This window comes from Pseudomonas sp. S09G 359, from assembly GCF_002843605.1.
Lineage (GTDB): Bacteria > Pseudomonadota > Gammaproteobacteria > Pseudomonadales > Pseudomonadaceae > Aquipseudomonas.
This window is the reverse complement of sequence record NZ_CP025263.1, coordinates 5,200,048-5,223,356: the sequence shown is the minus strand read 5'-3', so window position 1 is coordinate 5,223,356 and position 23,309 is coordinate 5,200,048. Positions and strand designations below refer to the sequence as shown.

Annotated in this window: 19 protein-coding genes; 14 read left to right on the top strand and 5 right to left on the bottom strand. The window is 61.1% G+C overall.

Features of this window, described 5'->3' with window-relative positions; genetic code table 11:
• Nucleotides 1–60 precede the first annotated feature (60 nt).
• Nucleotides 61–2,955, bottom strand: a complete 2,895-nt coding sequence (locus CXQ82_RS23845; RefSeq protein WP_101272580.1) for a ribonucleoside-diphosphate reductase subunit alpha — start codon at nt 2,953–2,955, stop codon at nt 61–63.
• Between the two features lie 847 nt (nt 2,956–3,802).
• Here CXQ82_RS23845 and CXQ82_RS23840 point away from each other — a divergent pair.
• Nucleotides 3,803–4,528 (top strand): response regulator, encoded by a 726-nt coding sequence (locus CXQ82_RS23840; RefSeq protein ID WP_101272579.1) that lies wholly within the window; start codon nt 3,803–3,805, stop codon nt 4,526–4,528.
• Nucleotides 4,525–6,135 carry an ATP-binding protein gene (locus CXQ82_RS23835; protein ID WP_101272578.1) on the top strand — a complete coding sequence of 537 codons (1,611 nt, stop codon included), beginning with the start codon at nt 4,525–4,527 and terminating at the stop codon, nt 6,133–6,135. The genes CXQ82_RS23840 and CXQ82_RS23835 overlap by 4 nt, the downstream gene beginning before the upstream one ends.
• Nucleotides 6,136–6,263: 128 nt before the next feature.
• Here the strand turns inward: CXQ82_RS23835 and CXQ82_RS23830 are convergent, their stop codons facing one another.
• Complete coding sequence (locus CXQ82_RS23830) at nt 6,264–6,980, bottom strand: 4'-phosphopantetheinyl transferase (protein WP_101272577.1); 717 nt, start codon at nt 6,978–6,980, stop codon at nt 6,264–6,266.
• Nucleotides 6,981–7,123: 143 nt separating this feature from the next.
• Here CXQ82_RS23830 and CXQ82_RS23825 point away from each other — a divergent pair, with 143 nt between their 5' ends.
• Genes CXQ82_RS23825 through CXQ82_RS23815 form a run of 3 tightly spaced genes read left to right on the top strand, consistent with a single transcriptional unit; the run spans nt 7,124 to nt 9,471 of the window.
• Nucleotides 7,124–7,432, top strand: coding sequence for a hypothetical protein (locus tag CXQ82_RS23825; RefSeq protein WP_101272576.1), 309 nt, complete (start codon nt 7,124–7,126; stop codon nt 7,430–7,432).
• Between the two features lie 18 nt (nt 7,433–7,450).
• Nucleotides 7,451–8,128: a response regulator gene (locus tag CXQ82_RS23820; protein WP_101272575.1), complete on the top strand. Its 678-nt coding sequence runs from the start codon at nt 7,451–7,453 to the stop codon at nt 8,126–8,128.
• The gene (locus tag CXQ82_RS23815; RefSeq protein WP_101272574.1) at nt 8,125–9,471 is read left to right on the top strand and encodes an ATP-binding protein; all 1,347 of its coding nucleotides are present in this window, start codon (nt 8,125–8,127) and stop codon (nt 9,469–9,471) included. Before CXQ82_RS23820 ends, CXQ82_RS23815 begins: the two co-directional genes overlap by 4 nt.
• Nucleotides 9,472–9,522: 51 nt before the next feature.
• Here the strand turns inward: CXQ82_RS23815 and CXQ82_RS23810 are convergent, their stop codons facing one another.
• Entirely contained in the window at nt 9,523–10,521 is a 999-nt protein-coding gene (locus CXQ82_RS23810; RefSeq protein WP_101272573.1) for an AraC family transcriptional regulator, read from the bottom strand.
• A gap of 339 nt (nt 10,522–10,860) precedes the next feature.
• Here CXQ82_RS23810 and CXQ82_RS23805 point away from each other — a divergent pair, with 339 nt between their 5' ends.
• The 3 genes from CXQ82_RS23805 to CXQ82_RS23795 all read left to right on the top strand — a co-directional run bounded on the left by CXQ82_RS23805 (nt 10,861) and on the right by CXQ82_RS23795 (nt 13,905).
• Nucleotides 10,861–12,192: a dicarboxylate/amino acid:cation symporter gene (locus CXQ82_RS23805; RefSeq protein WP_101272572.1), complete on the top strand. Its 1,332-nt coding sequence runs from the start codon at nt 10,861–10,863 to the stop codon at nt 12,190–12,192.
• Nucleotides 12,193–12,337: 145 nt separating this feature from the next.
• On the top strand, nt 12,338–13,324 hold the full coding sequence (locus CXQ82_RS23800; protein ID WP_101272571.1) for an XdhC family protein: 987 nt from the start codon (nt 12,338–12,340) through the stop codon (nt 13,322–13,324).
• On the top strand, nt 13,321–13,905 hold the full coding sequence (locus CXQ82_RS23795; protein ID WP_101272570.1) for an NTP transferase domain-containing protein: 585 nt from the start codon (nt 13,321–13,323) through the stop codon (nt 13,903–13,905). Before CXQ82_RS23800 ends, CXQ82_RS23795 begins: the two co-directional genes overlap by 4 nt.
• Before the next feature lie 172 nt (nt 13,906–14,077).
• On the opposite strand, the gene rne is transcribed toward CXQ82_RS23795, so the two are convergent.
• On the bottom strand, nt 14,078–17,266 hold the full coding sequence (gene rne, locus CXQ82_RS23790; protein WP_218274438.1) for a ribonuclease E: 3,189 nt from the start codon (nt 17,264–17,266) through the stop codon (nt 14,078–14,080).
• 759 nt (nt 17,267–18,025) lie between these two features.
• Here rne and rluC point away from each other — a divergent pair.
• From rluC to CXQ82_RS23770, 3 genes are read left to right on the top strand one after another with little or no spacing between them, the layout of a single operon-like run.
• Complete coding sequence (rluC, locus tag CXQ82_RS23780) at nt 18,026–18,985, top strand: 23S rRNA pseudouridine(955/2504/2580) synthase RluC (RefSeq protein WP_033901273.1); 960 nt, start codon at nt 18,026–18,028, stop codon at nt 18,983–18,985.
• Nucleotides 18,972–19,631 carry an HAD-IA family hydrolase gene (locus CXQ82_RS23775; protein ID WP_101272567.1) on the top strand — a complete coding sequence of 220 codons (660 nt, stop codon included), beginning with the start codon at nt 18,972–18,974 and terminating at the stop codon, nt 19,629–19,631. The genes rluC and CXQ82_RS23775 overlap by 14 nt, the downstream gene beginning before the upstream one ends.
• A 24-nt stretch (nt 19,632–19,655) precedes the next feature.
• The gene (locus tag CXQ82_RS23770; RefSeq protein ID WP_101272566.1) at nt 19,656–20,639 is read left to right on the top strand and encodes a S49 family peptidase; all 984 of its coding nucleotides are present in this window, start codon (nt 19,656–19,658) and stop codon (nt 20,637–20,639) included.
• 130 nt (nt 20,640–20,769) lie between these two features.
• Here CXQ82_RS23770 and CXQ82_RS23765 read toward each other — a convergent pair whose 3' ends face one another.
• Nucleotides 20,770–21,348 (bottom strand): nucleoside triphosphate pyrophosphatase, encoded by a 579-nt coding sequence (locus CXQ82_RS23765; protein WP_101272565.1) that lies wholly within the window; start codon nt 21,346–21,348, stop codon nt 20,770–20,772.
• Between the two features lie 105 nt (nt 21,349–21,453).
• Between CXQ82_RS23765 and CXQ82_RS23760 the strand changes: the two genes are divergently transcribed.
• Genes CXQ82_RS23760 through plsX form a run of 3 tightly spaced genes read left to right on the top strand, consistent with a single transcriptional unit; the run spans nt 21,454 to nt 23,195 of the window.
• On the top strand, nt 21,454–21,984 hold the full coding sequence (locus CXQ82_RS23760; RefSeq protein ID WP_101272564.1) for a YceD family protein: 531 nt from the start codon (nt 21,454–21,456) through the stop codon (nt 21,982–21,984).
• 13 nt (nt 21,985–21,997) lie between these two features.
• Nucleotides 21,998–22,180 carry a 50S ribosomal protein L32 gene (rpmF, locus tag CXQ82_RS23755; RefSeq protein WP_008152339.1) on the top strand — a complete coding sequence of 61 codons (183 nt, stop codon included), beginning with the start codon at nt 21,998–22,000 and terminating at the stop codon, nt 22,178–22,180.
• Between the two features lie 4 nt (nt 22,181–22,184).
• Nucleotides 22,185–23,195: a phosphate acyltransferase PlsX gene (plsX, locus tag CXQ82_RS23750; RefSeq protein WP_101272563.1), complete on the top strand. Its 1,011-nt coding sequence runs from the start codon at nt 22,185–22,187 to the stop codon at nt 23,193–23,195.
• Nucleotides 23,196–23,309: the final 114 nt, after the last annotated feature.

Below are 23,309 nucleotides of genomic sequence, written 5' to 3'. Positions count from 1 at the left end.
AGTAGAAATGAAAAAAGCCCGTTAACCCAAGGGTTAACGGGCTTTCAGTACCCACTCAGCTTATTGGCAAGCTTCGCAATCCGGCTCGTCAATCGCGCAAGCCTTTGGCACTGGCGCCGGGCCGGCTGGAGCAGCCAGAACCGAGTCATCACCGTGGTTGCCGCTGGAAACAGCGTTCAGCTTACCGGTGTTGATGGTCGACTTCTCGGTGCTGGTCGCGGCCAGGGCACGGAGGTAGTAAGTGGTTTTCAGGCCACGGTACCAGGCCATGCGGTAGGTCACGTCGAGTTTCTTGCCCGATGCGCCAGCGATGTACAGGTTCAGCGATTGGGCCTGGTCGATCCACTTCTGACGACGGCTGGCGGCGTCAACGATCCACTTGGTGTCCACTTCGAAGGCAGTCGCGTAGAGCTCTTTGAGTTCTTGCGGGATGCGTTCGATCTGCTGCACGGAACCGTCGTAGTACTTCAGGTCGTTGATCATCACCGAATCCCACAGGCCGCGGGCTTTCAGGTCGCGAACCAGGTACGGGTTGATCACGGTGAATTCGCCCGACAGGTTCGATTTCACATACAGGTTCTGGTAGGTCGGTTCGATCGACTGCGATACGCCGGTGATGTTGGCGATGGTCGCGGTCGGTGCGATGGCCATGATGTTGGAGTTACGAATGCCTTTCTGCACACGGGCACGTACTGGCGCCCAGTCCAGGGATTCGTTCAGGTCAACGTCGATGTACTTCTGGCCACGGGCTTCGATCAGGATCTGTTGCGAATCCAGCGGCAGGATGCCTTTGGACCACAGCGAACCCTGGAACGTCTCGTAGGCGCCGCGCTCATCGGCCAGGTCGCAGGAAGCCTGGATCGCGTAGTAGCTGACCGCTTCCATGGACTTGTCGGCGAACTCGACTGCAGCGTCCGAACCGTAAGGAATGTGCTGCAGGTACAACGCATCCTGGAAACCCATGATGCCCAGGCCGACTGGACGGTGCTTGAAGTTGGAGTTCTGCGCCTGTGGCACCGAGTAGTAGTTGATGTCGATCACGTTGTCGAGCATGCGAACTGCGGTGTTGACGGTGCGTTCCAGCTTGGCGGTGTCCAGCTTGCCGTTGACGATGTGGTTCGGCAGGTTGATCGAGCCCAGGTTGCAAACGGCGATCTCGTCCTTGTTGGTGTTCAAGGTGATCTCGGTGCACAGGTTCGAGCTGTGGACCACGCCTACGTGCTGCTGAGGGCTGCGCAGGTTGCATGGGTCCTTGAAGGTCAACCATGGGTGGCCGGTTTCGAACAGCATGGACAGCATCTTGCGCCACAGGTCTTTGGCCTGGATGGTCTTGAACAGCTTGATCTTGCCCGGGTACTGGGACAGTGCTTCGTAGTACTCGTAGCGCTCTTCGAAGGCCTTGCCGGTCAGGTCGTGCAGGTCCGGCACTTCGGATGGCGAGAACAGGGTCCACGGGCCGTCATCGAAGACGCGCTTCATGAACAGGTCCGGGATCCAGTTGGCAGTGTTCATGTCGTGGGTACGACGACGATCATCACCGGTGTTCTTGCGCAGCTCGATGAACTCTTCAATGTCCATGTGCCAGGTTTCCAGGTAGGCACACACAGCGCCTTTGCGCTTGCCGCCCTGGTTGACCGCTACGGCGGTGTCGTTCACCACTTTCAGGAACGGTACAACGCCCTGGGACTTGCCGTTGGTGCCCTTGATGTACGAACCCAATGCACGCACAGGGGTCCAATCGTTGCCCAGGCCGCCGGCGAATTTGGACAACATGGCGTTGTCGTGGATCGCGTGGTAGATGCCCGACAGGTCATCCGGCACGGTGGTTAGGTAGCAGCTGGACAGCTGTGGACGCAGGGTGCCGGCGTTGAACAGCGTCGGGGTCGACGACATGTAGTCGAAGGACGACAGCAGGTTGTAGAACTCGATGGCACGGTCTTCTTTGTGCTTCTCTTCAATCGCCAGGCCCATGGCCACGCGCATGAAGAACACTTGCGGCAGTTCGAAGCGGATACCGTCCTTGTGGATGAAGTAACGGTCGTACAGGGTTTGCAGGCCCAGGTAGGTGAACTGCTGGTCGCGCTCGTGGTTGATCGCCTTGCCGAGTTTTTCCAGGTCGAAGGTGGCCAGGACCGGGTTCAGCAATTCGAATTCGATACCCTTGGCGATGTAGGCCGGCAGGGCCTTGGCGTACAGGTCGGCCATCTCGTGGTGGGTGGCGCTGTCGGCCACGCCCAGGAAGCCCAGGCCTTCGGCACGCAGGGTGTCCATCAACAGGCGGGCGGTCACGAACGAGTAGTTCGGCTCGCGCTCAACCAGGGTACGGGCGGTCATCACCAAGGCGGTGTTGACGTCGGTTAGGGCCACGCCGTCGTACAGGTTCTTCAGGGTTTCGCGCTGGATCAGGTCACCGTCGACTTCTTCCAGGCCTTCGCAGGCCTCGGTGATGATGGTGTTCAGGCGGCCCAGGTCCAGCGGTGCAAACGAACCGTCGGCCAGGGTGATGCGGATCGACGGGTGAGCTTGCACGGCGGCTTCTTCGGCCGGGGAGCGCACGGCACGTTCCTTGGAACGGGCGTCGCGGTAGATCACATAGTCGCGGGCGACTTTCTGCTCGCCGGCACGCATCAGGGCCAGTTCTACCTGGTCCTGGATTTCTTCGATGTGGATGGTGCCACCCGACGGCATGCGACGCTTGAAGGTCGCGGTGACTTGTTCGGTCAGGCGGGCAACGGTGTCGTGGATGCGCGACGAAGCGGCAGCGGTGCCGCCTTCAACTGCAAGAAACGCTTTGGTGATGGCGACGGTGATTTTGTCATCGGTGTAAGGAACGACAGTGCCGTTACGCTTGATCACGCGCAATTGGCCAGGTGCGGTGGCGGACAGATCCAGGTTCGAATCAGCGGCCTGCGGCACGGAGCCCTGCGGGTTCTCGCGAGTTGTGTCGGTTTGCATGGGGGGTTGTCTCCACATTCTATATTTATTTGGGCACCATCACGGTGCCCACCGTTCCGTCCTGAAGCACTTACAACAGGCCTGGGCCTGGCATAACAACTTCGGGACAGGAGGAAGGGAGCTGATCGCGCCGCTTCCATGCCGAAGTCTTCGGTTCGGGGCGCAAAAGCCCTTGGCCGTATTCCTGCTGGGTGACAGTTGCCCACTTTAAGCACTGCAACACCCGTACCGTTTTCCGCTGTTGGAGCGTGAAAACGGCTGCCATCCGCGTGCGCGGTTTGGGCTTTCAAAAAATGCTTGGATCAGGCCAAACAGAAGCAAGAAAGGACTTGAGTTTCTTGTCTGATTTGTGTTTGGTCTTTTCGCCGAAAACCCTACATGTAGGGTTTTTTTCGCTCAGAGCTACAAGATAATGCGTTTTGGGGGGCTTAGCAACGCACTACCTGTGGATAACGCTGTGGGTAAAATGTGTATGAATCGTGGAACACCCGTGTAGGCCGCAGTACTGCTGGATTCGGCCGTTTGTCACTGAATATTCCAAGCTATAAACAGCAGATTGGATTTTTGAGGGCGCGAACCCTATCACAAAAAAATGCGATCACCGAATGGATTTCCCGGCTTGTGTTTGAGGGTTGGCCCATGGCTACAATCGGCTTTTTTATGCCCTGCGAACATTACAAACAAGGTAGCGCGGCTGTAGATCAAAATGTGGGAGGGGGCTTGCCCCCGATAGCGGTGTGTCAGTGATAGATTTATCAACTGAACCACCGCTATCGGGGGCAAGCCCCCTCCCACATTTGATCGCATTCTCATGACGACCTTCTTCAAATAACAACGAGGATCACGCATGGAGCAAGAAGCCTGGCAGGTATTGATTGTCGAGGACGACCAGCGGCTGGCCGAGTTGACCCGCGACTATCTGGAGAGCAATGGCCTGCGGGTGTCGGTGGAAGGCGATGGGGCCCTGGCAGCAGCGCGGATCATCGCCGAGCAGCCGGACCTGGTGATCCTCGACCTGATGCTACCCGGCGAAGACGGCCTGAGCATCTGCCGCAAAGTGCGCGAGCGCTACGATGGCGTGATCCTGATGCTCACCGCCCGCACCGATGACATGGACCAGGTGTTGGGCCTGGACATGGGCGCCGACGACTACGTGTGCAAGCCGGTGCGTCCGCGCCTGCTGTTGGCGCGCATCCAGGCCCTGCTGCGGCGTAGCGAGGCGGCGGAACCGGCGATTGTGCAAGCCCAGCGCCGCCTGCAATTTGGCCCGTTGGTGGTCGACAACGCTCTGCGTGAAGCCTGGCTGCATGACGGCAGCATCGAGCTGACCAGCGCCGAATTCGACCTGCTGTGGCTGTTGGTGGCGAATGCCGGGCGCATCCTGTCCCGCGAAGAAATCTTTATCGCCCTGCGCGGCATTGGCTATGACGGCCAGGACCGCTCCATCGATGTGCGCATCTCGCGCATCCGCCCGAAAATCGGCGACGACCCGATCCACCCGCGGCTGATCAAGACCATCCGCAGCAAAGGCTACTTGTTCGTGCCTGAAGCTGCTGCCGATATGCCGCTGTGAACTCGATCTTCCTGCGTATCTATGGCGGCATGTGCGCGGCGCTGATCCTGGTGGCGTTGCTTGGCGTGCTGGCCTTGCACCTGCTCAACGAGGTGCGCAGCGGCCAATACCGCGAACGCCTGGCCCACGGCACCTTTGCGTTGATGGGTGACAACCTGCAACCCATGAGCAGCATCGAGCGCCAGCGCGCCCTCGCGGTGTGGGAGCGTCTGTTGGGCATTCCCCTGGAACTGCGCCCGCTGGCCGAGGCGCAATTGGACCTCAGCCAGCGCAACCGCCTGCAACGCGGCCAGGTGCTGGTGGAGCAGACCGGGCCCCACGCGGCGCGGGTGTTGCGCCTGGTCAGCGAGCAGTCGCAGCTGGTGCTTGTGGGCGAAGTGCAGCAGATCAGCGAACAACTGGCCCGCGCCACTATTTATTTGCTGGCCGACGAACTGGTGCGCTTTCCGGTGGCCGAACAGCCGCAGCGCCTGGCCGATATAAAAGAAGCCAAGGGCTTTGGCTTCGAGATGCACCTGATGACCCTCGACCAGGCTGATATGGACGAGGACCAGCGCCGCCGCGTGTCAGAAGGCGATACCGTGATGGCCCTGGGCAAGGGCGGTGATTCGATCCGCGTGTTCGCCGGCATGGTCGGTACGCCGTGGGTGCTGGAAATCGGCCCGCTGTTTCAGATGAACCCTTACCCGGCGCAATGGCTGATCCTCATCACCCTGATCGGCCTGACCCTGATCGGCCTGATCGTCTATCTATTGGTGCGCCAGCTTGAGCGCCGTCTCAAAGGCCTGGAAGCCGCCGCCACGCGTATCGCCAAAGGCAACCTGGAAGTCCGCGTGCCGGCCCGTGGCGCCGACTCCATAGGGCGTTTGGCAGCCGCGTTCAATGGCATGGCCGAGCACTTGCAGCAATTGCTGGCGATCCAGCGCGAACTGGTGCGCGCGGTGTCCCACGAACTACGCACACCGGTGGCGCGCCTGCGCTTTGGCCTGGAGATGCTCGGCGATGCCGCTACCCCGCAAGCCCGGCGCAAATACCTGGAAGGCATGGACAGCGATATCCAGGACCTCGATGGCCTGGTGGATGAAATGCTCACCTATGCGCGCCTGGAGCAAGGCTCGCCAGAGCTGAATTTCCAGCGGGTCGACCTGAATGCGCTGCTCGATCAGGTGATCGGCGAATTATCGCCACTGCGCCCGCAGGTCACGGTGGCCCGGGGTATTTGCCTGTCCTCGGCGCATTGGGACGATGCCTGGGTGGACGCCGAGCCGCGTTACCTGCACCGCGCCCTGCAGAATCTGGTCAGCAATGCGATGCGTCACGCCCAGGGCCGGGTGTTGATCAGTTACCAGGTCGGCCAGGTGCGTTGCCGTATCGATGTGGAAGACGACGGCCCGGGTGTGCCAGAAAGTGCCTGGGAGCGCATCTTCACGCCGTTCCTGCGCCTGGACGACAGCCGCACCCGTGCTTCGGGCGGGCATGGCCTGGGGTTGTCGATTGTGCGGCGCATCATTTATTGGCACGGCGGGCGGGCGTTGATCAGCAAGAGCAACAATCTGGGTGGGGCGTGTTTTAGCTTGAGTTGGCCCAGGGATCAGGACAAGCCCTGAGACAGCTATCGGGGGCAAGTCGAATCGTCGCACCGCCCCTCCCACATTGGAATGCATTCCAACGTTGGAACTCAGTCAAATGTGGGAGGGGCGGTGCGACGATTCGACTTGCCCCCGATAGCTGTAGATCAGGCGCTGATAGCCACCAGACTCAACAACTGTCCGCCATCCACCGCAAACTGCCCAACCAGCTCCTTGCCATGGCACCACTCATCCGATAGGTCGGTGAGCAACCGCAGACGCACCGAGCCGTCTTCGGCCCACTCCACCACCTCAGCATGCTCAAAGTAAAAGCGCTTCTGCACAATCGGATACAGCGCCTTGAACAGGCTCTCTTTGACCGAAAACGTCAACGTCACCAGCAACGCAACCTGCTCACGCGGCACCAAGGCCATGCGCTGCAGCTCATCGGCAGTCAGAATTTCCCCCGCCAGGCGTTCCGCCCGTTCCAGCGTCAGCAGGTTTTCCAGGTCCATGCCCAGCCCACGCCACTGTGCCTTGTGCCCGACAATCGCGGCGGCATGCCCGGTGCTGTGGGTGATCGAGCCGCTGATATGCGCGGGCCACACCGGTGCGCGGTCTTCGCCGATGGCCGGGATGCAGTCGAGTTGATCAAGCTGTTGCAGGGCCGCACGGGCACACAGCCGGCCGGCGAGGAACTCGGCCTGGCGCTTGGCCACCGAGCGCTGGATGCTGGGCGGTGGCGGCACGGCGCTGCGCTGGAAGTCGCCCGCGTCCAGCCGGGTGGGGTCAAAGCGCGTGCTCAGAAACACCGTGCCCGGCAGGGGTTCGGGCAGCGGCCATTGGGCGTCGAGTGGGGTGCAGCAAGCGGGTAAGGGGGTCATGGGCGGTATTTTGCCGAGTTGCAGCGCGTCAGCATAGCCCGCCGTGGTTCAGCGGAGGTTCAGAGCCTGTTCAGGGGGAGTTCAGGGGCGCTTGCGTAGGCTGGGGCCAACACACAACAGCCCCGCGCGTATGAGGTAACACCATGACTGCGATCAAAAAGCTGATGTTGGCGTTAACCATGCTCAGTGCCACTGCCGGGGTCCAGGCCTCCGATGGCGCCTTTGCCGGATTTGGTCGTGAGAAAACCAAAAAAACCAGCACGCTGATCCAGCGGGTCAGTTTCGAAGACGCGGGTAGCCAGCCCACGCCTTGGGGCCAATCCCTGGGCCTGACAACCCCGCAGCCGAACTACCGCGCCGGCTATGAACACCAAGTCGGCCAATTCAATGGCATTAAACTGCGCCCGCAAGACCTGCAGGGCCGCTATGATATCCCTCTGTCGGACAGTTGATTTGCTTTGGAGAGCCTTATGAAATTGCTGGTGGTGGAAGACGAGGCGCTGCTGCGTCATCACCTGTTTACCCGCCTGACCGACAGCGGGCATGTGGTCGAGGCCGTGGCCAATGCCGAAGAGGCCCTGTACCAGACCGGCCAATTCAACCATGACCTGGCGATCATTGACCTGGGCCTGCCTGGCATGGGCGGCCTGGACCTGATCCGCAAATTGCGCACCGAGGCCAAGACCTTCCCGATCCTGATCCTCACCGCGCGCGGCAACTGGCAGGACAAGGTCGAAGGCCTGGCGGCCGGTGCCGACGACTATGTGGTCAAGCCGTTCCAGTTCGAAGAGCTGGAGGCGCGCATGAACGCCTTGCTGCGCCGCTCCAGCGGCTTTACCCAGTCGACCATCGTCGCCGGGCCCTTGCTGCTGGACCTCAATCGCAAACAGGCGTCCCTCGACGAACAGCCCCTGGCGCTCACCGCCTACGAATACCGGATCCTCGAATACCTGATGCGCCATCACCAGCAAGTGGTGGCCAAGGACCGCTTGATGGAGCAGCTCTATCCCGATGACGACGAGCGCGACCCGAACGTCATCGAAGTGCTGGTCGGCCGCCTGCGCCGCAAACTGGAAGGCCCGGCGGGGTTCAAGCCGATCGACACCGTGCGCGGCCTGGGCTACCTGTTCAATGAGCGCTGCCGTTGATTCGCTCGCTACGCGTGCGCTTGATGCTGGCGGCCGCCACCCTGGCCGTGCTGTTTATGCTCGGCCTGTTGCCGGCCATGCAGGGCGCGTTCAGCCTGGCCTTGCAGGACTCCATCGAACAGCGCCTGGCGTCGGACGTGACGACGTTGATTTCCGCCGCACGGGTGGAAAACAACCGCCTGCTGATGCCGGCGCAGTTGCCCGACGAACGCTTCAACCTTACCGATAGCCGGCTGCTGGGCTATATCTATGATCGCGAGGGCCACCTGGTATGGCGTTCGCGCGCGACCAAGGAAGAAAACATCAACTACAAACCGCGCTATGACGGGCGCGGGAATGAATTCGCACGGATTCGCGAGGCCAATGGCCAGGAATTCTTCGTGTATGACGTGGAGGTCAAGCTGCTCGGCGGCAAGAGCGCGGCGTTCAGTATTGTCGCCCTGCAACCGGTGCGCGAGTATCAGCTGACCCTCGAAGGCCTGCGGGAGAACCTCTACCTGGGCTTCGGCGCCGCCTTGCTGGTGTTGCTGACCTTGCTCTGGCTGGGCCTGACCTGGGGCCTGCAAGCCCTGCGGCGCCTGAGCCAGGAACTCGACCAGATCGAAGGCGGCACCCGCGAGAGCCTCACCGAAGAACACCCCCGTGAACTGCTGCGCCTCACCGGCTCCCTCAACCGCTTGCTGCACAGCGAGCGCGAGCAGCGCGCGCGTTATCGCGACTCTCTCGATGATTTGGCCCACAGCCTGAAAACCCCGTTGGCAGTGCTGCAGGGCGTGAGCGAAGACATGGCCCAGCGTCCGGAAGATCGCGACCAGGCCTGGGTGCTGCAATCCCAGATCGAACGCATGAGCCAGCAGATCAGCTACCAGTTGCAGCGCGCCAGCCTGCGCAAAAGCGGCCTGGTGCGCCATCAGGTCCGCCTGGAGCCGGTGCTGCAAAGTTTGTGCGACACGTTGGATAAGGTCTATCGCGACAAACGCGTCACCGTGTCCTACGACCTGCCGCCGGAATGCGACGTGCCCATCGAGAAGGGCGCCTTGCTGGAAATGCTCGGCAACCTGTTGGAAAACGCTTACCGGCTGTGCCTGAGTGAAGTGCGCATCAGCCTGGCGGAAAACCTCGAGGGCACTGAACTGTGTATTGAAGATGATGGGCCGGGTGTGCCGCCGGACCAGCGTGCGCGCATCCTGCAACGGGGTGAACGGCTGGACCGCCAGCATCCGGGGCAGGGGATTGGTTTGGCAGTGGTCAAGGATATTATTGAAAGCTATGGCGCGCGGCTGACCCTTGGGGATTCACCGTTGGGTGGGGCGGCGTTCAAGATTCATTTTCCGGCAGTCTGATCTTTAGTGGCTTGACTTGCCCCCGATGAGGCCCTCCCAGACAACACCTCTCTAACCCTCCTGCGCCCGATAAGCCCCCGGCGTCAGCCCCGTCCACTTCTTGAACGCCCGATGAAACGCCGAAGGTTCGGAAAACCCCAACTGCTCGGCGATCTCCTGCAATGACAAATCCGCCCGTCCCAAATGATAGATGGCGATGTCCCGCCGCAGCTCATCCTTGAGTGCCTGAAAGCTGGTGCCTTCTTCACGCAGATGGCGGCGCAGGGTTTGCGGGCTGATGTGCAGGTGCTGGGCGACCGCTTCCAGGTCCGGCCAAGGCGTGCGGTCGCGGCTCAGCAGGCGGCGCAACTGGCTGCTCAGGCTGTCGCCTTCATCCGGGCGGGACAACAGGTCGGCAGGGGAGCGCTCGAGAAAATGCTTGAGGGTGCGTTCGTCCTGCAACAACGGCAGGCTCAAGTAGCGGCTGGGGAACACCAGGCTGCTGTTCGGTGCGCCGAACACCTGGGTGCAGGGAAACAACAGGTCATATTCACCGGCGTGGGCCGGCATCGGGTAGCTGAAGGTGGCTTGGTGCAACCGGATGCGCTGGCCGATCAGCCAACTGCCCAGCCGATGCCAGATCACCAGCAGGCATTCGCTGAGGAAGTGATCCGGGTCCCACAATTGCGAGTCATCCAGGCTCAGCCGGGCCATGTCGCCTTCCCGTGTCAGCTGCCAGCGCGGACCTTGTGGGAACAGGCTATAAAATAATAAGCCGCGTTCCAGGGCCTTCTCCAGAGTGCGGCAGTGGATCAGCGCGTGGCACATCATGGCAAAGGTGCCGCGTTTGCTCGGGCCGTCGGCGAACCCCAGGTATTCATCGTCCAGGCCCTGCCAGAGCATTTGCAGCAACCGGGTAAATTGCTCCGGCGCGATGCGGGCGCGGGGTTCGCTCAGCAGCTCGGGGGTAATGCCCACCTGCAGCAGCAGGCCAGAGTAGTCGTAGCCGGCCCGACGCGCACCGCCGAGGGCTGCCCGGGCGTAGTGACTGGCGATGGTACGTTCACGCATGCGAAGGCCTCGTCCATGGAGTGGCGGATGGTAGCCACGCCTGTCGAGGGCGACAAGGCGGATATCCGCCAAATTGTAGGACGGGATTGGGTGAGTGGGCGGAAATCCGCCACCTATTCGATCGCCGCAGAGGAGGCCTGAAAAGCCCGAGCCCTGATGTCTAAAGGCCTGCAGGGTTTTTCAGAGAAGTGGCACGCCGTTTGCGATACAGACGATAGCGCAGGCTCGATTCTATAGGCCTCGCAAACAACAAATCCCTCCAGTGCAGGAGGGTTCGCAATTCAAGTGTCGTGGGCAACGGCGGATCTTTGCCACACGGGACGATTGAGGAACTTTGCAATGACGACTCGTCAGCCAATCTACAAATCCCTGTATTTCCAGGTGATCGTTGCAATCGTTATCGGTATTTTGCTCGGTCACTTCTACCCCGAGACCGGCGTGGCCCTCAAGCCACTGGGTGACGGCTTTATCAAGCTGATCAAAATGGTCATCGCCCCGATCATCTTCTGCACCGTTGTCAGCGGCATCGCTGGCATGCAAAGCATGAAATCGGTCGGCAAAACCGGCGGCTACGCGCTGCTGTACTTCGAAATCGTTTCCACCGTTGCCCTGCTGATCGGCCTGATCGTGGTGAACGTTGTGCAACCGGGCGCCGGCATGCACATCGACGTCGCGACCCTGGACGCTTCGAAAGTGGCGGCCTACGTCACTGCCGGTAAAGACCAGAGCATCGTTGGCTTTATCCTCAACGTGATCCCGAACACCATCGTCGGTGCGTTCGCCAACGGTGACATCCTGCAAGTGCTGATGTTCTCGGTGATCTTCGGTTTCGCCCTGCATCGCCTGGGTGCCTACGGCAAGCCGGTACTGGACTTCATCGATCGCTTCGCACATGTGATGTTCAACATCATCAACATGATCATGAAGCTCGCGCCAATCGGTGCCCTGGGCGCCATGGCGTTCACCATCGGTGCCTACGGTGTCGGCTCGCTGGTGCAGTTGGGCCAGTTGATGATCTGCTTCTACATCACCTGCCTGCTGTTCGTACTGATCGTACTGGGTGGCATCTGCCGCGCTCACGGTTTCAGCGTGATCAAGCTGATCCGCTACATCCGTGAAGAGCTGTTGATCGTTCTGGGTACTTCCTCCTCCGAATCCGCACTGCCACGCATGCTGATCAAGATGGAGCGTCTGGGCGCGAAGAAATCCGTAGTAGGCCTGGTGATCCCGACTGGCTACTCGTTCAACCTCGACGGTACTTCGATCTACCTGACCATGGCTGCCGTGTTCATCGCCCAGGCGACTGACACCCACATGGACATCACCCACCAGATCACCCTGCTGCTGGTGCTGCTGCTGTCCTCCAAAGGCGCTGCAGGCGTGACCGGTTCGGGCTTCATCGTACTGGCTGCAACCCTGTCGGCCGTAGGCCACCTGCCGGTTGCCGGCCTGGCGCTGATCCTGGGTATCGACCGCTTCATGTCCGAAGCCCGCGCATTGACCAACCTGGTCGGTAACGCCGTTGCCACCATCGTTGTGGCCAAGTGGGTCAAGGAACTGGACACCGACAAGCTGCAAAGCGAGCTGGCATCCGGCGGTACCGGTATCTCGGAAACCCGCGAAATCGACGACCTGGGCGTGGCCGAAGGCCCTGCACCTGTCGTCAAGTAAGCCGCTGATGGCGTAAGCACGCGCCGACAGCTACTCACAAACGCCCCGACCTGTTCGGGGCGTTTGCGTTTCTGCGCGGTCACTTTTGCAAGGTTTTGATTTACAGTAAGTGAGTACTTCACCAATAACGCTGGCGGGAGGTTTGATGGACAGTGTGGATCTGAATGTCCTGCGTAGCGTGCTGGAATGGCGCCGCGCCGGGCAGAAAGTGGTGTTGTACAGCGTGGTCCAGACCTGGGGCAGTGCCCCGCGCCCGCCGGGGGCGATGTTGGCCTTGCGTGGCGATGGCGTGGTGATCGGCTCGGTGTCCGGTGGCTGCATCGAGGACGACCTGATCGCACGTTTGCAGGATGGCCGCCTCGCTGCTGACGGGCCGCCCGTGCAGTTGGTGACCTACGGCGTGACCCGCGATGAGGCGGCGCGTTTTGGCCTGCCATGCGGCGGCACCTTGCGCCTGACCGAAGAGCGCGTGGATGACTGGGCGTGGGTCTCGGAACTGCTGGCGCGCTGTGAGGATCATCAGGTGGTGGCCCGTGAACTGGACCTGGCCACCGGTCAGGTGACCCTGGGCAGTGCGAGCAAGACCGATGTAGTGACCTTTGACGGCGAACGCCTGCGCGCTATCTATGGCCCGCGTTGGCGCCTGCTGCTGATCGGTGCCGGGCAGCTGTCGCGGTACGTGGCGGAAATGGCGCGGTTGCTGGATTTCGAAGTGCTGATCTGTGATCCGCGCGAAGAGTTCGTCTATGGCTGGGAGGAGCAGCACGGCCGCTTCGTGCCAGGCATGCCCGACGAGGCGGTGCTGAATATCCAGACCGATGAGCGCACCGCTATTGTGTGCCTGACCCATGACCCGCGCCTGGACGATATGGCCTTGCTCACGGCGTTGAATTCCAGCGCGTTCTACATCGGCGCGCTAGGGTCGCGGGTGAATACCCAGAAACGTCGGGAAACCCTGGCAGCGTTGGGTTTGTCGGCGCAGGCCATTGCACGCCTGCATGGGCCGATCGGTTTACACATCGGCAGCCACACGCCGGCGGAAATCGCCTTGTCGCTGATGGCGGAAATTGTCGCAATCAAGAACGGCGTAGCGCCGACACAGAAAAAGCCGTTGCCGGTGGTGGCGCAGTGACAGTGACTGCGATTGTGCTGGCGGCGGGGCAGGGCAGCCGGTTTCGCGCCGAGACAGGCCAGGACAAGTTGCTGGCCCCGTGTACCGGCCTGGATGGCGTGACGCGGCCGGTGATCGAGCAGGTGCTGGTGAATTTGTCGGCATGTGTGGTGGACCGCTGGGTGGTGACCGCGCCAGAGCGTACGGAGGTTATCCGCTTGGCCGAGGCTTATGGCTGCAAGGTCGTGCTGCTGCAATCTGCGGGTATGGGCGACAGCATCGCGGCGGCGGTTGCGGCCAGTGCGTCGGCCGAGGGCTGGCTGGTAGTGCTGGGGGACATGCCGTTTATTCAGCCGTCGAGTATCGAGCGGGTGGTGGGGGCACTGGTAGAGGGTGGTATCAGTGTGCCGGTGCAGGCTGGTGAATACGGGCACCCTGTGGCGTTTGCGCGTGAGTTTGGACCGGCCTTGATGGCGTTGACGGGGGATCGGGGCGCCAAGCCGTTATTCGCCCGTGCGAGCGTACATGAGGTGCAGGTGAGCGATCCTGGGGTGCTGTGGGATGTCGATCTGCCACAACTGTTGGACTTTAAACCTCTCTAAAGGTGGGAGCGGGCTTGCTCGCGAATGCGGTGCGCCAGTCACCCAAAATATTGACTGAACCACCGCGTTCGCGAGCAAGCCCGCTCCCACATTGAATTGCATTTCACCGGCAAGACTGCATAAAAAAGCCCCGCCTGATCACTCAGGCGGGGCTTTTTAGTCACGGGTGGAATCAGGCGAGAGGTTTGGACTCGTGCTCTGTTTCCTGTGCAGCAGCGGCAGCGGCTGCGGCAGCCTCAGCTTCCTTGCGACGGCGACGCACTTCACGTGGGTCGTTCGGCGCACGGCCGTTTTCGGTCAAGGCGCTGGCCGGTGCGGCTTCAATCACCGGGGCGGCGACTTCGGCAACCACTGGCGCGGCCTCAACGACCGGTGCTGGCTCAACGACTGGAGCCGGCTCGGCAGCCACGGCTTCGAAAACCACGGCTTCGACAACCGGTGCTGGCGCTTCTTCTACCACGGGGGCAGGTGCTGGCGCTTCAACCGGTGCGGCTGGCTCGGCAGACCACTGGAAGGCGGTTTGTTCTTCGCGAACTTCACGCGCTTGCGGGGCGGCTTCGACAACCGGCGCTTCAACGATGGCTTCAACCACTGGCTGAGGCTCGACGACCGGTGCAGGCTCGACAGCGGCCACTTCCACTTCTGGCTGGGCTTCTTGAGCCGGGGCAACTTCCACTTCCGGAGCGGCTGGCGCTTCGATCGGGGTAGTGGCTTCGACCACTGGCGCTTCGACCACGGCGGCCTCAACAACCGGCGCTTCGACGACGGTGGCTTCAGCGGCTGGCGCTTCTACTACTGGCGTCTCGGCAACCGGCGCTTCGACAGCAGCGGTTTCTTCGACAGCAGCGGTAGCACGTTCAGCCTGTTCGTGAGCCTGGGCTTCAGCAGGTGCGCTGATGACCGAGCTGGCAACGGCAGCGGTAACGGCCAGGCCGGCAGCCAGTTCGGCGCCAGTTGGTTGGTTGTTCGCGGCTTCTGCATTCTCGCCGGCTTCTTCCGAGCCTTCGATCACGTTGCCGTTGGCATCACGCTGACGCTCACGACGGTTGCTGCGGCGACGCTGGCCACGGGAGCGGCGGCGTGGACGATCGCCTTCGGCGTTGTCCTGGCCATCTTCCTGTTGCTCTTCAGCGGTCAGTACTTCTTCTTCGCTGGCGGCAGCGGCTTGCTCGGCGCGTGGTTGACGCTCTTCACGCGGTGGGCGCGGCTGGCGCTCTTCACGTGGGGCGCGTTCCTCACGCGGCTGGCGAGTCGGGCGCTCTTCGCTGCTGGCTTCGGCAGCAACGGCGCCGGCGACGGCCGGGGCGGCGTCCAGTGGCTCACGCAGTTCGCGCACACGTTCTTCACGCTCGCCACGCGGCTTGCGATCTTCACGCGGAGCGCGTGGGGTACGTGGTGCGCGCTCTTCGCGCGGTGCACGTTCTTCACGGGCTACGGCCGGGGTTTCTTCACGGGCTTCGCGTGGCGCACGCTCTTCACGTGGTGCGCGTTCTTCACGCGGTGCACGTTCTTCGCGAGGCTTGCGCTCTTCGTCACGGCGACCGTTGCGGTTACGGCTCTGCTGGCGACCGTTACGACGTTCTTCGTTACGGGCCGGGCGCTCGGAGGCAGGTTTTTCAACCACAACCGGGGCTGCAGGCTCTTCTTTGGTAGCGAACAGGCTGACCAGCGACTTCACCAGGCCTTTGAACAGGCTTGGCTCAGGCAGGGCGGCCGGCGCGGCAACCGGTGCAGCGACTTCAGCCGGAACCGGTGCGTTGGCACGGGCTGGGGCGGTCTTCACGGCAGCTTCCTGGCGAACCAGGGTGCGGGTCGCGGCGGCGGGTTGTACTTCTTCTACTTCGGCTGCAGCGGCAGCGATCTCGTAGCTGGACTGGCCGCTGTGGGCTTCCGGGCTGTCGTCACGCAGGCGCTGCACTTCGAAGTGCGGCGTCTCGAGGTGATCGTTCGGCAGGATCACGATGCGGGCACGGGTGCGCAGTTCGATCTTGGTGATCGAGTTGCGTTTTTCGTTGAGCAGGAAGGCTGCAACCGGGATCGGCACTTGCGCGCGGACTTCGGCGGTGCGGTCTTTCAGGGCTTCTTCTTCGATCAGGCGCAGGATCGCCAGGGACAGCGATTCCACGTCACGGATGATGCCGGTGCCGTTGCAACGCGGGCAGACAATGCCGCTGCTCTCGCCCAGGGATGGACGCAGGCGCTGACGGGACATTTCCAGCAGGCCGAAGCGCGAGATACGGCCGACTTGCACGCGGGCACGGTCAGCTTCCAGGCATTCGCGGACTTTCTCTTCCACGGCGCGCTGGTTCTTGGCGGGGGTCATGTCGATGAAGTCGATCACGATCAGGCCGCCGATATCACGCAGGCGCAGCTGGCGGGCGATTTCTTCAGCCGCTTCCAGGTTGGTCTGCAGGGCGGTTTCTTCGATGTCGCTGCCTTTCGTGGCGCGCGCCGAGTTGATGTCGATGGACACCAGGGCTTCGGTCGGGTCGATCACGATGGAGCCGCCGGAAGGCAGTTCGACCACGCGCTGGAAAGCGGTCTCGATCTGGCTTTCGATCTGGAAACGGTTGAACAGCGGCACGCTGTCTTCGTACAGCTTGATCTTGCTGGCGTACTGCGGCATCACCTGGCGGATGAAGGTCAGGGCTTCGTCCTGGGCTTCAACGCTGTCGATCAGCACTTCGCCGATGTCCTGGCGCAGGTAATCGCGGATGGCGCGGATGATCACGTTGCTTTCCTGGTAGATCAGGAATGGCGCGGAGCGATCCAGCGAGGCTTCTTTGATGGCGGTCCAGAGTTGCAGCAGGTAGTCGAGGTCCCACTGCATTTCTTCGCTGCTGCGGCCCAGGCCGGCAGTGCGCACGATCAGGCCCATGTCAGCCGGTGCGATCAGGCCGTTCAGCGCTTCACGCAGTTCGTTGCGCTCTTCGCCTTCGATGCGACGGGAAATACCGCCGGCACGTGGGTTGTTCGGCATCAGGACCAGGTAACGGCCAGCCAGGCTGATGAAGGTGGTCAGGGCTGCGCCCTTGTTGCCACGTTCTTCTTTTTCGACCTGAACGATGACTTCCTGGCCTTCGCTCAGGACGTCCTTGATGTTCACGCGGCCTTCAGGGGCTTTCTTGAAGTATTCGCGGGAGATTTCTTTGAGGGGCAGGAAGCCGTGGCGCTCGGAGCCGAAATCGACAAAGGCAGCCTCAAGGCTTGGTTCGATGCGAGTAATACGGCCTTTATAGATGTTGGCCTTCTTTTGCTCGCGTGCACCGGATTCGATGTCCAGGTCGTAGAGGCGTTGGCCATCTACCAGTGCAACACGCAACTCTTCGGGTTGAGTTGCGTTAATCAGCATTCTTTTCATGTTGTACCGTCGGTTTCCGGGCTGCCGGAAACGGCGTTCGGCACACACGACTTCTCACGGTCGGTGTCAGGTGCGTCAAGAGTGGTTGGCCACTCCAGTGTCCAGCAATAATCAGCCAATTGGGCCGGTATCGCGACGGACGCGTCCTGCTTGTTAGCGGTGGTGACAAAGGCACCACTTCAACAAAAGCTAAGGTCAGGAGGAGGAATCAACCGGCGACTGTGGACGAGATGAAGCGTCTAAATATAAGCCTAGTGCTACACGGTCCGACGGTTGTGCATCTCCACCCTACACGTATCCCTGATAATTCGGGTGCTGCCGCGCGCAGAATCCGCAGCGGGTTGGCATTTACCGTGTGCTCCAATGGGGAGTCCACGCTCATGGCTAAACAAGACTGGGTGTGGGCGACTGCGCTCTCACTCAGCTCTTAACAGGCGTTGTTTCCGAAGCATTCGCCATGGTCTGGCTCAAGACTGACTGCACTTTGTGAACTGGCCGTAAATATCGGCGCAGAACGCGAGTATTCACTCTGCTTTCTGCACTCGCTTCAGGCCTCATGTCACCTGCGCTTGTTACAATCTTGAGCCTTCCAAGGTGGCGAAAGCCCCGTAGGACGGCCTCGCGTCCTGATGAATTGCGATGGTCAGGGCCGGCAGTTTGCCGCAAGTCCTCTGTCCAGGCCGCTTTTGGCGGCGTTCGCGACTATAGCAGCAATGATTAAGTGCTTCAATTCCATAAAAAATTGTTATCATCGCCGCCATGACGACTACCGCCCCCCAGACCCCCAGCGTCCAGCTGCTCGAGGTCTCGCCGGAATATGCCGGCCAACGCATCGACAATTTTCTCCTGGCCAGGCTCAAAGGCGTGCCCAAGACCTTGATTTACCGCATTTTGCGTAAAGGCGAAGTGCGCGTGAACAAGGGTCGGATCAAGCCTGAGTACAAGCTGCAGGCGGGCGATATTGTCCGCGTGCCGCCGGTTCGCGTGCCTGAACGTGACGAGCCCGTACCGCTGGCCCAAGGCCTGCTGCAGCGCCTTGAAGCCTCGATTGTGTTCGAAGACAACAAGCTGATCGTGATCAACAAGCCCTGCGGCATTGCGGTTCACGGCGGCAGCGGCCTGAATTTCGGCGTGATCGAAGCCTTTCGTCAGTTGCGTCCGGATGCCAAGGAGCTGGAACTGGTCCACCGCCTGGATCGCGACACCTCCGGCCTGTTGATGATCGCCAAGAAGCGCAGCATGTTGCGCCACCTGCACACCGCCTTGCGTGGTGATGGCGTCGACAAGCGCTACATGGCGCTGGTGCGTGGCAACTGGGCCAGCTCGATCAAAAGCGTCCGCGCGCCGTTGCAGAAGAGCAACCTGCGCTCTGGCGAACGCATGGTCGAAGTGGACGAGGAGGGCAAAGAGGCGCTGACCCTGTTCAAGGTGCTGCGCCGCTTCGGCGACTTCGCCACCATGGTCGAGGCCAAGCCGGTGACCGGGCGTACCCACCAGATTCGCGTGCATACCCTGCATGCGGGCCATTGCATCGCCGGTGATACCAAATACGGCGACGAGGATTTCTCCAAGGAAATTCGCGACCTGGGCGGCAAGCGCCTGTTCCTGCACGCCTACATGCTCACTGTGCCGCTGCCCGATGGTGGCGAATTGAAGTTGCAGGCGCCGGTCGATGAAATGTGGGCCAAGACCGTGGAGCGTTTGAGTGTCGCACCTTGATTACAAACTGCTGATTTTCGATTGGGACGGTACTTTGGCCAACTCCATTGGCCGGATCGTTGAATCGATGCACGCGGCGTCGGCGCGTTCGGGCTTTGAGTTGTGCAGCGATTTCGCGGTCAAGGGCATTATCGGCTTGGGCTTGCCTGAGGCGATTCGCACCCTGTACCCGCACATCAGCGACGCTGAGCTGGTTGCGTTCCGCGACCACTACGCCGACCACTACATCGCCCTGGAGGCCACGCCTTCGCCGCTGTTTGAAGGTGTTGTGCAGTCCCTGGACGCGTTTCGCGCCGAGGGTTACCACCTGGCCGTCGCCACCGGCAAGGCCCGTCGCGGGCTGGACCGAGTGCTCAAGGCGCATGGTTGGGAAGATTATTTCGACATCACCCGTGCCGCGGATGAAACCGCCAGCAAACCTCACCCTCTGATGCTGGAGCAGATCCTGGCTCATTGTGGTGTGTCGCCGCGCCAGGCGTTGATGGTGGGCGATGCCTCCTTCGACCTGATGATGGCGCGCAATGCTGGCATGGACAGCGTGGCGGTCAGTTATGGCGCCCAGGCTGCCGAGGCCTTGCAGCAATACGAGCCCAGGCTGACGATCGATCATTTTTCCGAATTGCAGGCTTGGCTAAGCCGGGCCTAATAAGTCTTTGCTGGGGTTAATGGCATGAGTGACGAGTGGAAAGCGCCCGAAAAGGCAGAGAACGGTGATGACAAGAGCTGGAAGCTGCTGGAGAAAACCCTCCTGGCCAGTGTCCAGGAGCAGCGCCGCGCACGGCGTTGGGGGATTTTCTTCAAGCTGCTGACCTTTACCTACCTGATCGCCATGCTGGTGCTGTTCAGCCCGCTGATGGACATGGAGAAAAGCGCGACCCGTGGCGCCAACTACACCGCGCTGATCGAAGTGCGCGGAGTGATTGCCGACAAGGAGTCCGCCAGCGCCGACAATATCGTCAGCAGCCTGCGTGCCGCGTTTGAAGACCCCAAGGTCAAGGGCGTGATCCTGCGTATCAACAGCCCGGGCGGCAGCCCTGTGCAGTCCGGCTATGTGTATGACGAGATCCGTCGCCTGCGTGGCCTGCACCCGGATATCAAGCTGTATGCGGTGATTTCCGACCTGGGCGCCTCGGGTGCCTATTACATCGCCAGCGCCGCTGACCAGATCTATGCCGACAAGGCCAGCCTGGTGGGTTCCATTGGTGTGACGGCGGCCGGTTACGGGTTTGTCGGCGCCATGGAGAAGCTGGGTGTGGAGCGTCGCACCTACACCTCGGGTGAGCATAAGTCGTTCCTGGACCCGTTCCAGCCACAAAAAGCCGATGAAACCGAGTTCTGGCAGGGCGTACTCGATACGACCCATCGCCAGTTCATCGCCAGCGTAAAGCAGGGCCGTGGGGATCGTCTGAAGGATAAAGACCATCCGGAGCTGTTTTCGGGGTTGGTGTGGTCGGGTGAGCAGGCGTTGCCGTTGGGCCTGATCGATGGGCTCGGCAGCGCCAGCCTGGTAGCGCGCGATGTGATCGGCGAGAAGGAGTTGGTGGATTTCACCGTTCAGGAATCGCCGTTTGATCGCTTCTCCAAGAAGCTCGGTGCCAGCGTGGCCGAGAAGCTGGCGTTGTACATGGGCTTCCAAGGCCCGACGCTGCGCTGAGATCAGCTTTGTCGTTGCTTTAAATGTGGGAGCGGGCTTGCTCGCGAACGCGGTGGGTCAGTGACAGATATGTTGGCTGACACTCTGCATTCGCGAGCAAGCCCGCTCCCACATTGGTTTTGTGGTGGGTTTAAGGGGTTTGCACGCCTTCAGCCAGCAGCATGTCCACCAGCCGAATCAGTGGTAAGCCGATCAGGCTGGTCGCATCCGGCCCTTCAGTACTCTGAAACAAGCTCACACCCAACCCCTCGGCCTTGAAGCTGCCCGCGCAGTCATAGGGCTGCTCAATCCGCAGGTAGCGTTCGATGCGCTCCACGCTCAGCTCGCGCATGTGCACGGTAAAAGGTACACAGTCGACCTGGCAGTGCCCTGTCTCGCTGTTCAGCAGTGCCAGCCCGGTGAGGAAGCTCACGCGCTTGCCGCTGGCTGCCAGCAGTTGCTCGCGGGCATTCTCGAAGGTGTGGGGCTTGCCGATGATCCGCCCCTCCAGCGCGGCCACCTGGTCGGAGCCGATAATCAAATGCCCCGGATGGCTGGCGGCGAGGGCGCGGGCTTTCTCTTCGGCCAGGCGTTTGACCAACTCAATGGCAGGCTCATTTGCACGATGGCTTTCGTCGATATCCGGCGAGCTGCAGGTGAATGGCAGGTGCAGGCGGCTGAGCAATTCCCGGCGATAAACCGAGCTGGATGCAAGTAATAAAGGCAGCATGGGCGTCTCCTCAAGGCAGCCGCCGATTCTAGCGACGTGACCGGCTGACGCACAGGGCTGAATTTCCTTTGACATGGCTGGGTGCATCCCTATAATGCTGCGCCTATGTTGAATGACCCGATTCCACCTCACGTTGACCCGCGCAAATTGGCTGATCGTGGCACTTCCCTTCAAGGTGAATTGCTGCTGGCCGATTTGGAGAGACTCTGCGACCCGCTTTCCGACACTGTCGGTACGGTGCAGGCCAAATTCGTTTTTGAACGAGATGAACGTAAATCTGTGGTAATTCACAGCTTTATCGACACCGAGGTCAAAATGGTTTGCCAGCGTTGTCTTGAGCTGGTCACCCTGCCGATTCACAGCGAATGCAGTTACGCTGTGGTGAAGGAGGGTGCGAATACCCAGTCGTTGCCGAAAGGTTATGACGTGCTGGAACTGGGCGAAGATCCTTTGGATCTGCATGCACTGATCGAGGAAGAGCTTCTGCTCGCCTTGCCCATTGTGCCTGCTCATCATCCGGAAGAATGCCAGCAGCCGGAGGGCCTTGATGATGAGGTCGAGCCGAGCGAGGACGAGGTAACGCGGTCCAACCCGTTCAGTGTATTGGCGCAGTTAAAGCGTGACCCAAACGTTTAGGAGTTAATCAATTATGGCTGTTCAGCAGAACAAAAAATCCCGTTCCGCCCGTGACATGCGTCGTTCGCACGATGCCCTGACGGCGAGCACTCTGTCTGTAGAAAAAACCACCGGTGAAATTCACCTGCGTCACCACGTATCGCCAGAAGGCGTATACCGTGGTCGTAAAGTGATCGACAAGGGCGCTGACGAGTAATCACTTGTCTGCTCTAGTCATCGCGATAGACGCAATGGGCGGGGACTTCGGTCCCCGCAGCATTGTTCAGGCCTGCATTGCCAGCCTGTCTGCCACACCCTCGCTGCACCTGACCCTTGTCGGTCAACCCTCCCTTCTTGAAGAATTGATTGCCAGCCATCCGGCGGTGGATCGCGCGCGCCTGACGATTACGCCAGCCAGCGAAACCATCAGCATGGATGACAAGCCGGCGGCTGCCCTGCGTGGCAAACCTGACTCTTCAATGCGGGTGGCCCTTGAGTTGTTGCGTGATGGCAAGGTGCAAGCCTGTGTCAGTGCCGGCAATACCGGGGCCTTGATGGCGTTGTCGCGGCATGTGCTCAAGACGCTGCCGGGGATTGACCGGCCGGCGATGGTCGCGGCGATTCCGACGCAGAAAGGCTATTGCCAGTTGCTGGACCTGGGCGCGAATGTGGACTGCAGTGCCGAGCACCTGCTGCAGTTTGCCGTGATGGGCTCGGTGGCCGCCGAAGCGCTGGGTGTGGCCCGGCCGCGCGTGGCCTTGCTGAATATCGGCACCGAAGACATCAAGGGCAACCAGCAGGTCAAGCTTGCCGCCACCTTGTTACAGGGCGCGCGGGGCTTGAACTACGTCGGTTTCGTCGAGGGTGACGGTTTGTACCGTGGCGAAGCGGATGTGGTGGTGTGTGACGGTTTTGTCGGCAATATCCTGCTTAAATCCAGCGAAGGCCTGGCGACCATGATCGCCACGCGCATCGAGGCGTTGTTCAAGCGCAACGTGGCGTCGCGTCTGGTAGGCGCCCTGGCGCTGCCGTTGATGCGCCGGTTGCAGGCTGACCTGGCGCCGGCCAGGCATAACGGCGCAAGTTTTCTGGGTTTGCAGGGTATCGTGGTGAAAAGCCACGGTTCAGCTGGCGTGGAGGGCTTCCAGAGTGCGATTGCGCGGGCCGTGATCGAGATCCAGGAAAACCTCCCGCAGCGCTTGCACGGCCGTCTTGAGGATCTGTTGCCTTAGGCGAATCGGCCCGGGAATGCTTAAATGTGACCGGCCAGTTCAATTGACCATCCAATCTGTCAGTTTCGTGCGCTCCCAGCTTCATTTTAAGACCGGGGGCGCCCATTTCCGACG

What these genes read in the sequence shown, in the direction of transcription:
- CXQ82_RS23845 (WP_101272580.1), bottom strand. Translation starts at nt 2,955, where the DNA reads ATGCAAACCGACACAACTCGCGAGAACCCGCAGGGCTCCGTGCCGCAG.
- CXQ82_RS23840 (WP_101272579.1), top strand. Translation starts at nt 3,803, where the DNA reads ATGGAGCAAGAAGCCTGGCAGGTATTGATTGTCGAGGACGACCAGCGG.
- CXQ82_RS23830 (WP_101272577.1), bottom strand. Translation starts at nt 6,980, where the DNA reads ATGACCCCCTTACCCGCTTGCTGCACCCCACTCGACGCCCAATGGCCG.
- CXQ82_RS23825 (WP_101272576.1), top strand. Translation starts at nt 7,124, where the DNA reads ATGACTGCGATCAAAAAGCTGATGTTGGCGTTAACCATGCTCAGTGCC.
- CXQ82_RS23820 (WP_101272575.1), top strand. Translation starts at nt 7,451, where the DNA reads ATGAAATTGCTGGTGGTGGAAGACGAGGCGCTGCTGCGTCATCACCTG.
- CXQ82_RS23810 (WP_101272573.1), bottom strand. Translation starts at nt 10,521, where the DNA reads ATGCGTGAACGTACCATCGCCAGTCACTACGCCCGGGCAGCCCTCGGC.
- CXQ82_RS23805 (WP_101272572.1), top strand. Translation starts at nt 10,861, where the DNA reads ATGACGACTCGTCAGCCAATCTACAAATCCCTGTATTTCCAGGTGATC.
- CXQ82_RS23800 (WP_101272571.1), top strand. Translation starts at nt 12,338, where the DNA reads ATGGACAGTGTGGATCTGAATGTCCTGCGTAGCGTGCTGGAATGGCGC.
- rne (WP_218274438.1), bottom strand. Translation starts at nt 17,266, where the DNA reads ATGAAAAGAATGCTGATTAACGCAACTCAACCCGAAGAGTTGCGTGTT.
- rluC (WP_033901273.1), top strand. Translation starts at nt 18,026, where the DNA reads ATGACGACTACCGCCCCCCAGACCCCCAGCGTCCAGCTGCTCGAGGTC.
- CXQ82_RS23770 (WP_101272566.1), top strand. Translation starts at nt 19,656, where the DNA reads ATGAGTGACGAGTGGAAAGCGCCCGAAAAGGCAGAGAACGGTGATGAC.
- CXQ82_RS23765 (WP_101272565.1), bottom strand. Translation starts at nt 21,348, where the DNA reads ATGCTGCCTTTATTACTTGCATCCAGCTCGGTTTATCGCCGGGAATTG.
- CXQ82_RS23760 (WP_101272564.1), top strand. Translation starts at nt 21,454, where the DNA reads ATGTTGAATGACCCGATTCCACCTCACGTTGACCCGCGCAAATTGGCT.
- rpmF (WP_008152339.1), top strand. Translation starts at nt 21,998, where the DNA reads ATGGCTGTTCAGCAGAACAAAAAATCCCGTTCCGCCCGTGACATGCGT.